This window comes from Micromonospora sp. NPDC000663 (assembly GCF_042898105.1).
GTDB lineage: Bacteria > Actinomycetota > Actinomycetes > Mycobacteriales > Micromonosporaceae > Micromonospora.
Genome location: NZ_JBIAYR010000001.1, coordinates 41,534 through 54,954 on the forward strand (window position 1 = coordinate 41,534; position 13,421 = coordinate 54,954).

15 protein-coding genes and 1 riboswitch are annotated in these 13,421 nt (G+C 72.5%); of the genes, 10 read left to right on the top strand and 5 right to left on the bottom strand.

What is annotated here, in order from left to right; genetic code table 11:
• Positions 1 to 136 precede the first annotated feature (136 nt).
• The gene (locus ACFY1S_RS00190) at positions 137 to 445 is read left to right on the top strand and encodes a WXG100 family type VII secretion target (protein ID WP_139583998.1); all 309 of its coding nucleotides are present in this window, start codon (positions 137 to 139) and stop codon (positions 443 to 445) included.
• A 25-nt stretch (positions 446 to 470) separates the two neighbouring features.
• On the top strand, positions 471 to 749 hold the full coding sequence (locus tag ACFY1S_RS00195; RefSeq protein ID WP_139583997.1) for a WXG100 family type VII secretion target: 279 nt from the start codon (positions 471 to 473) through the stop codon (positions 747 to 749).
• Between the two features lie 84 nt (positions 750 to 833).
• Here the strand turns inward: ACFY1S_RS00195 and mycP are convergent, their stop codons facing one another.
• The gene (mycP, locus tag ACFY1S_RS00200) at positions 834 to 2,075 is read right to left on the bottom strand and encodes a type VII secretion-associated serine protease mycosin (protein WP_387110982.1); all 1,242 of its coding nucleotides are present in this window, start codon (positions 2,073 to 2,075) and stop codon (positions 834 to 836) included.
• Positions 2,076 to 2,125: 50 nt separating this feature from the next.
• A complete protein-coding gene (locus tag ACFY1S_RS00205; RefSeq protein ID WP_387110986.1) occupies positions 2,126 to 2,461 on the bottom strand; it encodes a helix-turn-helix transcriptional regulator in 336 nt (111 codons plus the stop codon).
• 236 nt (positions 2,462 to 2,697) lie between these two features.
• Here ACFY1S_RS00205 and ACFY1S_RS00210 point away from each other — a divergent pair, with 236 nt between their 5' ends.
• Entirely contained in the window at positions 2,698 to 3,417 is a 720-nt protein-coding gene (locus ACFY1S_RS00210; protein WP_387110989.1) for a carbonic anhydrase, read from the top strand.
• 56 nt (positions 3,418 to 3,473) lie between these two features.
• Here the strand turns inward: ACFY1S_RS00210 and ACFY1S_RS00215 are convergent, their stop codons facing one another.
• Both ACFY1S_RS00215 and ACFY1S_RS00220 read right to left on the bottom strand, forming a co-directional pair.
• Positions 3,474 to 4,493: a coiled-coil domain-containing protein gene (locus ACFY1S_RS00215; RefSeq protein WP_387110992.1), complete on the bottom strand. Its 1,020-nt coding sequence runs from the start codon at positions 4,491 to 4,493 to the stop codon at positions 3,474 to 3,476.
• A 4-nt stretch (positions 4,494 to 4,497) separates the two neighbouring features.
• Positions 4,498 to 4,628: riboswitch (cyclic di-AMP (ydaO/yuaA leader) on the bottom strand.
• 166 nt (positions 4,629 to 4,794) lie between these two features.
• Positions 4,795 to 6,165 (bottom strand): YibE/F family protein, encoded by a 1,371-nt coding sequence (locus tag ACFY1S_RS00220; RefSeq protein WP_387110995.1) that lies wholly within the window; start codon positions 6,163 to 6,165, stop codon positions 4,795 to 4,797.
• A 312-nt stretch (positions 6,166 to 6,477) separates the two neighbouring features.
• Here ACFY1S_RS00220 and ACFY1S_RS00225 point away from each other — a divergent pair, with 312 nt between their 5' ends.
• Positions 6,478 to 8,517, top strand: a complete 2,040-nt coding sequence (locus tag ACFY1S_RS00225) for a heavy metal translocating P-type ATPase (protein WP_387110998.1) — start codon at positions 6,478 to 6,480, stop codon at positions 8,515 to 8,517.
• Positions 8,518 to 8,523: 6 nt separating this feature from the next.
• Here ACFY1S_RS00225 and ACFY1S_RS00230 read toward each other — a convergent pair whose 3' ends face one another.
• Entirely contained in the window at positions 8,524 to 8,820 is a 297-nt protein-coding gene (locus ACFY1S_RS00230) for a metal-sensitive transcriptional regulator (RefSeq protein ID WP_030329541.1), read from the bottom strand.
• 96 nt (positions 8,821 to 8,916) lie between these two features.
• Here ACFY1S_RS00230 and ACFY1S_RS00235 point away from each other — a divergent pair, with 96 nt between their 5' ends.
• From ACFY1S_RS00235 to ACFY1S_RS00260, 6 genes are all read left to right on the top strand, one after another.
• Positions 8,917 to 9,144 (top strand): heavy-metal-associated domain-containing protein, encoded by a 228-nt coding sequence (locus tag ACFY1S_RS00235; protein WP_387111003.1) that lies wholly within the window; start codon positions 8,917 to 8,919, stop codon positions 9,142 to 9,144.
• Positions 9,141 to 10,091, top strand: a complete 951-nt coding sequence (locus ACFY1S_RS00240) for a hypothetical protein (RefSeq protein WP_387111006.1) — start codon at positions 9,141 to 9,143, stop codon at positions 10,089 to 10,091. The genes ACFY1S_RS00235 and ACFY1S_RS00240 overlap by 4 nt, the downstream gene beginning before the upstream one ends.
• Before the next feature lie 12 nt (positions 10,092 to 10,103).
• Positions 10,104 to 12,353 carry a heavy metal translocating P-type ATPase gene (locus tag ACFY1S_RS00245; protein ID WP_387111009.1) on the top strand — a complete coding sequence of 750 codons (2,250 nt, stop codon included), beginning with the start codon at positions 10,104 to 10,106 and terminating at the stop codon, positions 12,351 to 12,353.
• Positions 12,354 to 12,428: 75 nt separating this feature from the next.
• Positions 12,429 to 12,602, top strand: a complete 174-nt coding sequence (locus tag ACFY1S_RS00250) for a CsbD family protein (protein ID WP_139583988.1) — start codon at positions 12,429 to 12,431, stop codon at positions 12,600 to 12,602.
• 166 nt (positions 12,603 to 12,768) lie between these two features.
• Positions 12,769 to 13,116, top strand: a complete 348-nt coding sequence (locus tag ACFY1S_RS00255) for a helix-turn-helix domain-containing protein (protein WP_364368791.1) — start codon at positions 12,769 to 12,771, stop codon at positions 13,114 to 13,116.
• A gap of 5 nt (positions 13,117 to 13,121) precedes the next feature.
• Complete coding sequence (locus ACFY1S_RS00260) at positions 13,122 to 13,391, top strand: hypothetical protein (RefSeq protein WP_387111014.1); 270 nt, start codon at positions 13,122 to 13,124, stop codon at positions 13,389 to 13,391.
• Positions 13,392 to 13,421 lie beyond the last annotated feature (30 nt).

Consider the following 13,421-nt stretch of genomic DNA (forward strand, 5'->3'; position numbering starts at 1 on the left):
CAGGATCAGGGCTGCGAGGGCTGGACCGGTTCGGCTACGGTCTTCACTGGAGTGTCCGTCGGTGGGGTGATGCTGCCTTGCCGCGGGGGAGGGGTGCGGCGAAGCCGCCACCACAACAGACGGAAGGGTGTGAAGCATGGCGTTCGAGGTCGAAGCTGCGACTCTGCATACCGCCGCGAGTGACGTGCGGTCCACGCGCAGCGAGGTCGACGGCGAGCTCAAGAAGCTGTGGAACGTGGTCGACGACCTGGCCATGGCGTGGAAGGGTCAGGCGTCCACGGGCTTCCAGTCGCTGATGACGCGTTGGAACGAGGACACCGTCAAGCTGCTGACGGCGATGGACAGCATCGCCGACCTGCTCGACAAGTCGGGTACGACGCACCAGGTCAACGACGAAGAGCAGCAGCAGATGCTGGACAAGTTCCACTCTGCTCTCAACCCGTGATCCGTAGCCAGCAGAGGAGGAAATCGTGACGATCAAGGTTGACTACGCGGTCCTCGAGAGCAGCAACCAGCAGATGCAGGCGATCTCGAAGACCATCGACGAGAAGCTCGACACGCTGCGGTCGATGCTGTCCAAGCTGCACTGGGACGGCGAGGACCGGGTGGCCTACGAGCAGCACCAGGCCAAGTGGGACACGGCGGTCCGGGACATCAACCGGATCCTCAACGAGATCGGTGGCGCGGTGGGCATCGCCCGCGAGAACTACGTCTCCACCGAGATGAGCAACTCCAAGGTGTGGAGCTGACGCAGTCTCCGCCGCGGCTCCGGTCCGGGTTCGACCCGGGTCGGAGCCGCAGTGCGTTGGGCGGCCCCGCACACCAGGGGCGACTCAGCCGGTGACTGGCGAATCCGTCCGCCGGCCGGGCCGCCAGCCGCGGCGACGGCCCCGGGCCAGCACCGGTCGGGCGATCAACAGCAGCACGACGAGCAGGGCGCCGATGGCGGCGGCCCACAGTGCGGCGGTGCGCTGCCCGCTCAGCGGGTCGTCCTCCGGGGTGGGCGCCGGCAGCGCCCCGGCGGGCGGGTCGGTGCGGGTGCCGAGCACGCTCGACACCGCGCGGTACGGGCTGACCACTCCGTAGCCGACGTCGGCGTTGTGCCCGTCCGGCGGGTTGTCGGCCGTCCGCTCCAGCCGGTCGGCGACCTCCTGCGGGGTGAGGTCCGGGTACGCGGCCCGGACCAGCGCCGCCGTCCCCGAGACGTACGCGGCGGCGTAGCTGGTGCCGCCGTTGGGCTCGGCGCGGTAGCCGGACCCGCCGGGCGCCGGGCCGACGATGTTCAGCCCGGGCGCGGCGATGTCCACGTAGGAGCCGCTTACCGACGTGCCCACGTGCCCGCCCTGCTCGTCCACACCGCCGACGGCGATGACGCCGGAGTACGCGGCCGGGTAGCCGGGCCGGTCCTGCTGGTTCTCCTGCCGGTTGCCGGCGGCGGCGACGAGCACCACCCGCTTGGCCAGTGCCCGCTCGACGGCCCGTTCCAACTCGGGGCGCGGCAGTGTCGTCAGGGACATGTTTATGACGTCCGCGCCCTGGTCGACGGCCCAGTCGATGGCGGCGGCGACCTGACCGGGCAGCGCCTCGTCGTTGGTGCCCTTGAGGTCCGGAAGCACCCGGACGGGCAGGATGCGGGCGGCGGGGGCGATGCCGCTGAACGGTACGCCGGAGCCCTCCCGGCCGGCGATGATGCCGGCGATCATCGTGCCGTGGCCGACCAGGTCGCACTGCCCCTTGTTGGAGGGGAGGTCGTTGAAGTCGCGGCCTTCGAGCACCTGGCCCTTGAGCACCGGGTGGATGGCGGAGACGCCTGAGTCGATGACGGCCACTGTCACTCCGTCGCCCCGGGACAGCGGCCACGCCGAGGACGGCTCCAGCCGGCGCAGCCCCCACGGCATCTCGGTCAGGCCCGGTTCGCCGGCCGGGCCGCACGTGGGCGGCGCCGCGGCTGCCGGGGTGGGCACCACCACTGTGGCGCCGAGCAGGGCCGCCAGCGCTCCACTGAGGACGCCGCGGACGGCACGCCCCGGACGGTGGGGCGGCTCGGTCGCGCTCATCGGCAGGCTTTCGCGCACCCGCAGAGATTACCGCTGTGGTACGCCGGGCAGCGGCCCGGCGGCGGCGGTCAGGACGGGCCTGGGGCGTCGGTGGGAGGCGCCTCGGCGAAGAGCGCGAGCAGATCGCCGACCTCCCGGTACGCCTCGGAGGGGTGCCGGAACCGGCCGGACGGGTTGAGGGTGTACTCGTTGCGCCGGCCGACCCGGGTGCGGTGCAGGTAGCCGCCCGCCTCCAGGTCGGCGACGATCGCCTGGGCGGCCCGTTCGGTCACGCCGACCTCCGCGGCGACGTCGCGCAGCCGGGCCGTGGGGTCCCGGGCGATGGCCAGCAGAACGTGCCCGTGGTTGGTGAGGAACGTCCAGTTCCGCCCGCCGCCGGTCGCACCCGTTGCCGTGCCCGTCATCGTGGGACCGCCTCTCCGGTTGTCCGTCCCACTCGTCACCCTGCCATCGAGGCTCGCCGGCCCTGCCTCCGGGGCGGCGTCGCGGGAGCGACTCTGGCCGTCAACGTATGAAATCTATATCACGCATACCTTGACGCATCTTGTGGTGCGTGTGACCGTGGAGCGGGCCAGCGCCCGCCACCGGCGGTCGAACGGCCGGCTGACCAGGTCAGATGCGTGGAAAACGAGGTGCGGGAATGAGCCTTCCCGGAGCACCCGGCGGGCAGCCGGGTCCGCAGCGGAGCGCCGACCAGTCGTCGACGATCACCGAACCGGCGCTGGCGTACGCGGAGCTGGCCGCCGGCAACCGGCGCTTCGTCAGCGGCTCCCCGCGCCACCCCAACCAGGACGCCGGGCACCGGGCCGCGGTGGCCGACGGGCAGCACCCGTTCGCGGTGATCGTCGGCTGCTCCGACTCCCGACTCGCCGCCGAGATCATCTTCGACCGGGGGCTGGGTGACCTGTTCGTGGTCCGCACGGCCGGGCACACGACCGGCCCGGAGGTGCTGGGCAGCGTGGAGTACGCGGTGACGGTGCTCGGCACCCCGCTCGTGGTGGTGCTGGGCCACGACTCGTGCGGCGCGGTCCAGGCGGCCCGTGAGGTCGCCGCCACCGGCGTGGCGCCCGAAGGGCACCTGGGCGCAGTCGTGGACGCCGTGCTGCCCAGCCTCCGTCGCGCCGCCGCCGACGGTGTCGACGACATCGACGGCATCGTCGACATCCACATCGCACAGACCGTCGAGGCGTTGCTGGAACAGTCGTCCGTGCTGGCCGAGGCGGTGACGCGGGGGCGGTGCGCGGTGGTGGGCGTGTCGTACCGGCTCGCCGCCGGTGTGGTGCGCCCGGTCGCGGCCGTTCCGGCGGGCGTCGCCTCGCTCGACGTACCCGACGGGCCGTCGACGCCGGCCGCCGCCTGACGCGACGAGGGCCGCCCCGCGGTGCGGGACGGCCCTCGATCAGCTGAGCGGGTGGGTCAGAGCATCGACATGTGGACGTGGTCGGTGTGGTTCGACGGTCCGCTGTACGACTTCCAGCCGGTCGCCGGGAACCAGATCTGCCGGTTCCAGATCACGTAGTAGATGCCGAGGCGGTCGGCGTTGCGGATGAGGAACGCGGCGACGTTGTTGCCGTACGTGCGGGTGTCCTCGTTGTGCCACGGGCTGAAGCCGCTCTTCTGCAACGACCAGTCGCAGGCGCGGCCCTTCGGGTGCTCGTACGGTCCACCGTTGCGGTGGCAGCCCACGAACCGGGTGTACCCTGCCCGCCTGACCTCCTTGTACGCGTGCAGCGTGCGCGGCGTGACGCAGCCGGAGGTGGTCGGGTCGTCCTCGCTGCACGACTGCGCCTTCCAGTCGCCGTCGTCGGTGCGCCCCGGGCCGATCCGGGCGACCGGCGACGTGGCGTCCACCAGGCCGCCGGTGAAGCCCTTCCCGCCGACGAGGGCGAGCGCCTTGTCCGCGTCGCGCTTCTCCTTCGCCATCAGGGCTGTCTGCTTCTGCTGCTCCCGTACCTCCACGTCCAGGGCCACCTTCGCCTGTTCGGCGCGGGCCTTCACCGCGTTGACCTCGGAGAGCTTCTTCTCGTTGACCATGTTCATCTCGTCGAGCGCGGCGGCCCTCCGGACGAACGAGTCGGGCGCGTCGCTCTCCAGCAGCATCGCGATCGCGCCGATCCGGCCGGTCCGGTACGACTGGGCGGCGATCTGACCGACCTGCGGAGCCAGGGCGTCCAGCTCGGCCTTGGCGCGCTCCACCTCCGCCGCCAGCTCCGCCTGCCGCCTCTTGGACTTGTCCAGTTGGGACTTGGCCGCCAGGTAGTCCCGGTTGGTCTTCTCGATGACGTCGTTGAGCAGCTTCGGCTCGCCGTCCTCCTCGTGCCCGGACGGCGTTGGCGTCGTCGGGGCGGCGTACGCCGGGAGGGGTCCGGCGAGCACGGTCAGTGCGGCGAGCACGGCCACCACGGGCGTCAACCAGCGGCGTAGGGGTGCCGTCACGATGTTCCCTTCCGTCGACCGCCGACCGGGTTAGCTGACGGGTTCGGGGCGGAAGTGGCCCCTACCGCTGACGCGGATTCACCCCACGTACCTGGGTTCCCGGCTCGCCGGTTGGCGATTGGGCGGTGGCACCGCAGGCGCCGATTCGCGCCTTCGGCGGTGACCGGCAGCGAGGTTACCCGAGAGTCGACCCCCTGAGCTACGTCCCGATGCCGACTAAAAGCGTCATTTCGCCATGGCGTTGAGTGACCAGTGATGCGGTTCTCAGGCCGGATGCCCGATCTGGTCACGCTGAGGAGTGTCACCATGCCGTATCCGTGCTCCTGTTCGGCTCTGGCCACCGGGTGGTGGCGGTGGGCGGGGGTGTCGTCCGCGTCCGGTCCGGCCCGTCCACCGGGACCGTTCGCGGGGAGCTCAGTGCGGCCAGGGCCTCCGCCCGGTCCGGCTGGGGCCGGGGGACGGGGACGTCGTCGGCCGGCTCGGCGCTCGACCGTCCGGCGGCGGTCACCACCGCGGCCAGCCCGGTGGTCAGCGGCACGGCGGCGATGAGGCCGAGGGTGGCCACTGCGCTGCGGACGATCTCCTGCGCCAGGAACTCGCTGGTGAGGATCTGTCCGAGGGGGCGCGTGTCGGCGGTGAGCAGGAGCAGCAGGGGCAACGAGGCGCCCGCGTACGCCAGCACGATCGTGTTGACCGTGGAGGCGATGTGCGCCCGGCCGACCCGGGTGGCAGCCCGGTAGAGCTGCAACCGGGTCAGCCCCGGGTTGGCGTTCGCCAGTTCGGTGACGGTGGCCGCCTGGGTGACCGTCACGTCGTCGAGCACCCCGAGCGAGCCGATGATGATCCCGGCGAGCAGCAGGCCGTGCAGGTCCACGTCGGCCTGGAACATCGACAGCGTGGTGGCGTCCTCGCTGCCGAAACCGGTGAGGTGGGTGGCGGCGGTGGCGATGGTGGCGAGCACGCCGGTGAGGACCAGGCTGCCCAGGGTGCCGAGGACAGCTACCGAGGTCTGCGCGGTCACCCCGTGCGTCAGGTAGAGCACCACGAACATGATCAGGGCGGCACCGACCACCGCGACGACAAGCGGTGACCGGCCGGCGGCGATGCCCGGCAGCACGAAGGTGAGCAGGATGGCGAAGCTGGCGGCCAGCCCGGCGAGCGCGGCCAGGCCACGCCACCTGCCGAACGCGACGATCGCGGCGGCGAAGACCACCGCCAGCCACACCAGCGGTGTGCCGCGCTGGTGTTCGGCGATGTTCCAGTTGCTGGCGCCGGGGTCGGCGGGGTCGGTCAGCTCGACCAGGATCACCTCGTCGCCGACGTCGACCCGAGGTGCTCCGGGGCCGTCCGGTACCGGTGTCTGGACCTGCTGCTCGGCGCTCGGCCCGTCCTGCACCCGGACGTCCACCGTGCCGCACCGCCCGTCGCCGGCGTTCGGTGTGCCCTCCGGGGTCTGCGGCGTGGGCGGGCACGGTTCGGTAACCACGCGGGTCACTGTGCCGTGGTAGCGCGGGACGTCCGCGCCGCCGCCGGTCTGCGGGGAGTCGCCCCGGGGCCAGAGCACCACAGCCGCGAGCACCGTGGCGACGAACAGGGGTACCACGGTCGCGACGAGGATCCGCCGTACCCGGGGAGGGGCGGACGGAACGGAACGGCTGTGGTCGGAACCCAATGCGAGACTCCCAACGAATCCGGTGCGGGGTACGTGCCGGCGGGCCGGTCGGTTCACCGTCGCCGCGGAAATGCGGTGACGGGCGCGGCGGATCGCGGGATGCCGATCGCTTGATCACGTACGGTGAACGACCGGCCGGACCGGCGGGGAGCGCCGCCGTGTCGCGGCGGCAGCGGTGCCGGACTGCGCAGCGTGATCCGGAGGGCCATCGTCGGAATGCTAACCACACAGGCTGTGGGGCGCAGGTCGTGGCGGAGTGTCGGGGTCCCGGAACCGCCCGCGTGGCGGAGTACGGCCCGGGATCGTGGAGTCATGCACGCTGAGTCACCACATGGTCCGTACGGTAAGCATCACGGTGGGCACGACAAGCACGCCGGTCACGACCCGGCGATGTTCCGCCGCCGGTTCTGGGTCTGCCTGGTGCTCACCGTGCCGGTGGTGCTGACCAGTCACCTCGTGGCGGACCGGCTCGGTCCGCGCTGGGACGTGCCGGGGAGTTCCTGGGTGGGGCCGGCGCTCGGCTCGGTGGTGTTCTGGTGGGGCGGCTGGCCGTTCCTGGTCGGCGCGGTCCGGGAGGTGCGGGACCGGGCACCGGGGATGATGCTGCTTGTCGCGATGGCGATCACCGTCGCCTACACCGCGTCGCTGGCCACCAGCGTCGGCGCGTTCGACCTGGACTTCTGGTGGGAGTTGGCGGCGCTGGTCACCATCATGCTGCTCGGGCACTGGCAGGAGATGAAGGCCATCGGGCAGGCCCGGGGAGCCCTCGCGGCGCTTGCCGCGCTGCTGCCCGACGAGGCCGAGCGGGTGGCCGCCGACGGCCGGGTCGAACCGGTGCCGGTGGGCGCGCTGCGGGTCGGCGACGTGCTGCTGGTCCGCCCGGGTGGCCGGGTGCCGGCCGACGGGGTCATCGTGGAGGGCGGCGCCGAGCTGGACGAGTCGATGATCACCGGCGAGTCGCGGCCGGTCGCCCGCGCGGCCGGCGGCCGGGTGGTGGCGGGCACTGTCGCCACCGACTCGGCGATCCGGGTCCGGGTCGAGGCGCTTGGTGAGCAGACCGCCCTCGCCGGCATCCAGCGCATGGTCGCCGAGGCGCAGCGCTCGGGCGGTCGGGCCCAGCTGCTGGCCGACCGGTTCGCCGCCGCGTTGTTCTACCTGGCCACCGGGACCGCCGTGCTGACCGTGCTGGTCTGGACGGCGCTGGGCCGGACCGACGAGGCGGTGGTCCGCGCGGTAACCGTCCTGGTGATCGCCTGCCCGCATGCGCTCGGCCTGGCCATTCCGCTTGTCGTCGCGCTCTCCACGGCGGTGGCCGCGCGATCCGGGATCCTGGTGAAGGACCGGTTGGCGTTGGAGCGGATGAGGACCGTCGGCGCGGTGCTCTTCGACAAGACCGGCACGCTGACCCGGGGCGAGCACACCGTCTCCGACGTGACCGTGACGCTGGGCATGGAGCGGGACGAGGCGCTGCGCATCGCCGCCGGCGTCGAATCGGACAGCGAGCATCCGCTCGCACGGGCGATCGTCGCGGCGGCCGGGTCCGCAGGTCCAGCCCCGGCCCACGGGTTCCGGTCGCTGCCGGGCCGCGGTGTGCAGGCGACAGTCGACGGTACGGAGTATGCGGTGGGTGGGCCGGCGCTGCTTCGCGAGTTGGGGGTGTCGCTCCCGGCCGACCTGGAGATGGCGACCGGGCGCTGGTCGGCGCGGGGTGCGGCGGTGCTGCATCTGGTGCGGCTGCCGGACCGCGTGCTCGGCGCGTTCGCGGTGACCGACGAGGTGCGTCCGGAGGCCCGACGGGCAGTCGACGAGCTGCGTGCCGAAGGCGTTCCGACCATCGCCATGATCACCGGGGACGCGCGGCCGGTGGCCGAGGCGGTCGCCGCCGAACTCGGGTTCCGCCCCGGTGTCGACGAGGTCTTCGCCGAGGTGCTGCCGGTGGACAAGGACGGCCGGGTGGCCGACCTCCAGCGGCGGGGGCTGACCGTGGCGATGGTCGGTGACGGGGTGAACGACGCGCCCGCGTTGGCCCGCGCCGACGTGGGCATCGCGATCGGTGCGGGCACCGACGTGGCGATCGAGTCGGCAGGGGTGGTGCTCGCCTCGTCCGACCCGCGTGGGGTGGCCGCCGTGGTGCGGCTGTCCCGGGCGTCGTACCGCAAGATGCGGCAGAACCTGGCCTGGGCGGCGGGCTACAACGTGGTGGCGCTGCCCCTGGCGGCCGGGGTGCTGGCCTGGGCCGGGGTGGCGTTGAGCCCGGCGCTGGCCGCCGTGCTGATGTCGGCGTCCACGGTCGTGGTGGCGCTCAACGCCCAGTTGCTGCGCCGGGTCCGGCTCGATCCGGAGTCGGACTGAGGGGCGTCAGCCGCGCTTCATCAGCCGGCCGACAGCCGCCATCATCTCGGTGGCCATCTCGTCGGCCCGCCCCTCGGCGGCGCCCTCGTGCATGCAGTGCCGCGCGTGGCCGTCGAGCAGACCCAGCGCCACCTTGTCGAGGGCGGCCTGGATCGCGGAGATCTGGGTGAGCACGTCGATGCAGTAGCGGTCGTCGTCGACCATCTTCTCGATGCCCCGGACCTGGCCCTCGACGCGGCGGAGCCGCGCGAGCAGCTGGTCCTTGCTGGCGGTGTACCCGCGGATCGGGGTGGGTGCGGTCATGCCGACCAGGATAGCCTACCCCTGGGGGGTATGGTAGGGTCCAACCTGACGGATACCCCCACCGGGTACCGGTAGCGAGGCAGAGGAGACGGTCTGATGGTCAACACCACGTACCAGGTGCAGGGCATGACCTGTGGGCACTGTGTCAGCGCGGTCAGCGCCGAGGTCAGCGCCCTCGATGGTGTACGCGACGTCCAGGTCGACCTCGCCAGCGGCCAGGTCACCGTGAGCAGCGAGCAGCCGCTTGACGTGGCGTCCGTCCGGGCCGCCGTCGACGAGGCCGGCTACGAGCTCGTGGACGGCTCATCCGGAGGCCCGGCGTGAACACGGTGACCCGACTGGGCGGGTTCGCCCTCGGTCTCGTGGCGGTCTTCGGCGCGGCGTACGGGGTCGGCCGCGTGGTCGACCCCGGCGCCCCCGCCGCGGAGATCCGGCACGACGGCGACGCCGCCCACTCGGACGGGGAGCACGACGAACCGGTCGAACGGCTCCCCGGCGGCCTGCTCGTCTCCGACCGTGGGTACACCCTCGCCCCGGTCGCCGCCCCGGCCGGCGAGTTCGCCTTCACGATCGACGGCCCGGACGGCCGACCGGTGACCAGCTACGACGTCGCACACGACAAGCGGATGCACCTGATCGTGGCCCGCCGGGACCTCTCCGGCTTCCGGCACGTCCACCCCGACCTGACTTCGGACGGCACCTGGCGGGTCGCCACCCCACTGGCCGGTCCCGGGCAGTGGCGGGCCTTCGCCGACTTCACGCCGACCGGTGGCGAGCCGCTGACCCTGGGGGTGGACGTGACAGTCCCCGGCGAGTTGACCGAGCGGCCCCCGCCCGCCCCGGCGACAAGCACAAGCGTCGACGGCTACACGGTCACCCTGGCCGGCGAGCCGCAGCCCGGCCGCACCTCGCCGCTCACCCTGACGGTCAGCCGGGACGGGCAGCCGGTCACCGACCTGGAGCCCTACCTGGGCGCGTACGGGCACCTGGTGGCGCTGCGCCGGGGCGATCTCGCGTACCTGCACGTGCACCCGGACGGGACGCCCGGCGACGGCCGTACCCGCCCCGGCCCGGGCGTCACCTTCCTCGCCGAGGTGCCGTCGGCCGGCACCTACCGGCTCTACCTCGACTTCCGGCACGGCGGGGCGGTGCACACCGCCGAGTTCACGGTCGTCGCCGGCGCCGTCACGGCCGGGGGCGATCCCCGCCCGAGCGGAACCGCGCCGACCGGGGAGGCCGAGCACGGCACCCCCGGGCACGGGCACAACTGACGGGACCAGACGATGACCACCACCAGCAGACCGCTGCCCGAGGCGCCGAACCGGATCGAATTGGCGATCGGGGGGATGACCTGCGCCGCCTGCGCCGCCCGGATCGAGAAGAAGCTGAACCGGATGGACGGGGTGAGCGCCACGGTCAACTACGCCACCGAGAAGGCCACCGTCCGCTACGTCGACGGCGTCACACCTGACGACCTCATCGACACCGTGCAGAAGACCGGTTACACGGCGGCGCTGCCGGCGCCGCCGGCCAGCACCGAGGAGCCGGTGGACCCGCTGAAGGGGCCGCGTACCCGGCTCTGGGTGTCGGCGGCGCTCAGCGTGCCCGTGGTCCTGCTGGCCATGGTTCCCGCCTGGCAGTTCGACTACTGGCAGTGGCTGTCGCTGACCCTGGCCGCCCCGGTGGTGGTCTGGGGTGGCCTGCCGTTCCACCGCGCGGCCTGGACCAACCTGCGGCACGGCGCGGCGACGATGGACACGCTTGTCTCGCTCGGCACCCTGGCGGCGTTCGGGTGGTCGCTCTGGGCGCTCTTCCTCGGCGACGCCGGGATGCCGGGCATGACGCACCCGTTCCGTTTCGACATCACCCGCACCGACGGCGCGGGCAACATCTACCTGGAGGCGGCCGCCGGGGTGACTGTGTTCATCCTGGCCGGCCGCTACTTCGAGGCGCGTTCCAAGCGGACCGCCGGCGCCGCCCTGCGCGCCCTTCTCGAACTCGGCGCCAAGGACGTGGCGGTGCTGCGCGACGGCGTGGAGACCCGGGTGCCTGTCGACCAGCTCGTCGTGAGCGACAGGTTCGTGGTCCGGCCCGGGGAGAAGATCGCCACCGACGGGGTGGTCGACGAGGGCACCTCGGCCGTCGACGCCAGCATGGTGACAGGGGAGTCGGTGCCGGTCGAGGTCGGCCCGGGAGACGGCGTGGTCGGCGCCACGATCAACGCGGGCGGACGGCTGGTGGTCACCGCCACCCGGGTCGGCGGGGACACCCAGCTCGCCCGGATGGCAGACCTGGTGGAGCAGGCCCAGAGCGGCAAGGCGGCCGTGCAGCGGCTGGCCGACCGGATCTCCGGTGTGTTCGTGCCGATCGTCATCACCCTGGCCGTGGGCACCCTCGGCTGGTGGCTCGGGACGGGTGCCGGCCCGACGGCCGCCTTCACCGCCGCAGTGGCCGTGCTGATCATCGCCTGCCCGTGCGCGCTGGGTCTGGCCACGCCCACCGCGCTGCTCGTCGGCACCGGTCGGGGCGCCCAGCTCGGTGTCCTGATCAGAGGGCCCGAGGTGCTGGAGTCCACCCGGCGGGTGGACACGGTCGTGCTGGACAAGACCGGCACCGTGACCACCGGCCGGATGACCCTGGTGGACGTGGTGCCGGCCAGCGGCGAGGACCGCGCCGAGCTGCTCCGGCTCGTCGGGGCGGTAGAGGCCGCCTCCGAGCACCCGATCGCCCGCGCGGTGGCGGCTGGCGCCGGCGAGGCGGGCGCGCTGCCCCCGGTCGTCGACTTCGCCAACCTCGAAGGGCTGGGTGTGACAGGTACGGTCGACGGTCGGGCGGTGTTTGTCGGTCGACCCCGGCTGCTGCGCGAGCGTGGCGTCGACGTACCGCCGGAGGTCGAATGGGCCGTCAGCGACGCCGAGGCCGCCGGCCGGACGGCGATCCTCGCCGCCTGGGACGGCCGCGCCCGGGGCGTCCTCGCGGTCGCCGACGTGGTCCGGCCGACCAGCCGAGCGGCAGTGGCCCGGCTGCGCGCGTTGGGGCTCACTCCGATCCTGCTGACCGGGGACAACGCCACAGTGGCCCGCGCGGCCGCCGCCGAGGTGGGCATCGACGAGGTGATCGCCGAGGTGCTGCCGGCCGGCAAGGTCGACGTGGTCAAGCGGCTCCAGGCCGAGGGCCGGTCGGTGGCGATGGTCGGTGACGGGGTGAACGACGCTCCGGCGTTGGCCCAGGCCGACCTCGGCCTGGCCATGGGCACCGGCACCGACGTGGCGATCGAGGCGTCCGACCTCACCCTGGTTCGGGGCGACCTGGACGCGGCGGTGGACGCCATCCGGCTGTCCCGGCGCACGCTCGGCATCATCCGGGGCAACCTGTTCTGGGCGTTCGGCTACAACGTGGCGGCGCTGCCGTTGGCCGCCGCCGGGCTGCTCAACCCCATGATCGCCGGCGCGACGATGGCGCTGTCCTCGGTCTTCGTGGTGGCGAACAGCCTGCGCCTGCGCCGGTTCCGTTCCGCCGCCGGTGATCTGTGACGGCGGTGATGGTTGGGCCGGCGGCGGCGGGGGTACTGCTGAGGGCGTAGCGACGCTCGCAATGGAGGTTGGCACATGGGTATCGACGACAAGATCAACAATGCCAGCGAGGACGCGGCCGGCAAGCTGAAGGAAGGCGCCGGTCGCGCCACCGACAACGAGCAGCTCGAGGCCGAGGGTCGTGCTGACCAGTCGACGGCCAAGCTCAAGCAGGCCGGCGAGAAGATCAAGGACGCCTTCAAGAGCTGACGTACGACAAGTAGTCCGCACGCCGGGCCGGTGATCATTCACCGGCCCGGCGTTCTGTGTGCCCAGGTCCTCTCGGTGACCCTGAAGTTCCCCTGATTCCGCAAGCGGTCCCCACCGCCGCGCGCCGATACCTGCTAACTTCTGTTGGCATGTGCAAGGGCTGGTTATGAGCAGCGCTCCGCCGCCGACCGGTGACGACCTGATCCGGGTGCTGGCCACCCTGGCCAACCCGCACCGGATGCGGGTCGTCGCCGCGCTGGCCCGCGAGCGTGCCTACGTCAGCGGGCTGGCCCGGCAACTGGGCATCAGCCGCGCGCTGTTGCAGGTCCACCTACGGAAGCTGGCGGCGGCCGGGCTGGTCACCGCCCGCCTGGAGTTGTCGGAGGACGGGAAGGCCATGAACTACTACGAGGTGCAGCCGTTCGTGCTCACACTCACCCCCGAGGTCATCGCGGCGGCGGTGCAGACGCTCACCGTGCCCGACTCGGCCGACCAGCCGGGAGCGGCGCGATGACAGGCATGAGTGAGCACGACTGGACCGAGGTGGTCGGCGCGATAGGCATCTTCGCCCTGCTGATCACCGTGTTCGCGGTGAGCGTCGTCCAGATCGCCAAGACCCGACGGGCCCGTCTCGAGGCGTCCCGCTCGGACGAGTACCGCCGGATCGCCGAGACCGCCGCCCAGGCCCAGGCCGAGAACGCCCGCCTGCTCGCGGCGCTGGACGGCCGGCTGGGCGGGATGGAGACCCGGATGACCAACCTCGAACGCGTCCTGCGCGAGGTCGACTGACCCCGCCGGACGAAGGCCCCGGGCCGTCGA

Bases quoted from the DNA above. Each gene is read 5' to 3' on its own strand.
- ACFY1S_RS00190 (WP_139583998.1), top strand. From the start codon at position 137: ATGGCGTTCGAGGTCGAAGCTGCGACTCTGCATACCGCCGCGAGTGAC.
- ACFY1S_RS00205 (WP_387110986.1), bottom strand. From the start codon at position 2,461: ATGACGGGCACGGCAACGGGTGCGACCGGCGGCGGGCGGAACTGGACG.
- ACFY1S_RS00210 (WP_387110989.1), top strand. From the start codon at position 2,698: ATGAGCCTTCCCGGAGCACCCGGCGGGCAGCCGGGTCCGCAGCGGAGC.
- ACFY1S_RS00225 (WP_387110998.1), top strand. From the start codon at position 6,478: ATGCACGCTGAGTCACCACATGGTCCGTACGGTAAGCATCACGGTGGG.
- ACFY1S_RS00230 (WP_030329541.1), bottom strand. From the start codon at position 8,820: ATGACCGCACCCACCCCGATCCGCGGGTACACCGCCAGCAAGGACCAG.
- ACFY1S_RS00235 (WP_387111003.1), top strand. From the start codon at position 8,917: ATGGTCAACACCACGTACCAGGTGCAGGGCATGACCTGTGGGCACTGT.
- ACFY1S_RS00245 (WP_387111009.1), top strand. From the start codon at position 10,104: ATGACCACCACCAGCAGACCGCTGCCCGAGGCGCCGAACCGGATCGAA.
- ACFY1S_RS00250 (WP_139583988.1), top strand. From the start codon at position 12,429: ATGGGTATCGACGACAAGATCAACAATGCCAGCGAGGACGCGGCCGGC.
- ACFY1S_RS00255 (WP_364368791.1), top strand. From the start codon at position 12,769: ATGAGCAGCGCTCCGCCGCCGACCGGTGACGACCTGATCCGGGTGCTG.
- ACFY1S_RS00260 (WP_387111014.1), top strand. From the start codon at position 13,122: ATGAGTGAGCACGACTGGACCGAGGTGGTCGGCGCGATAGGCATCTTC.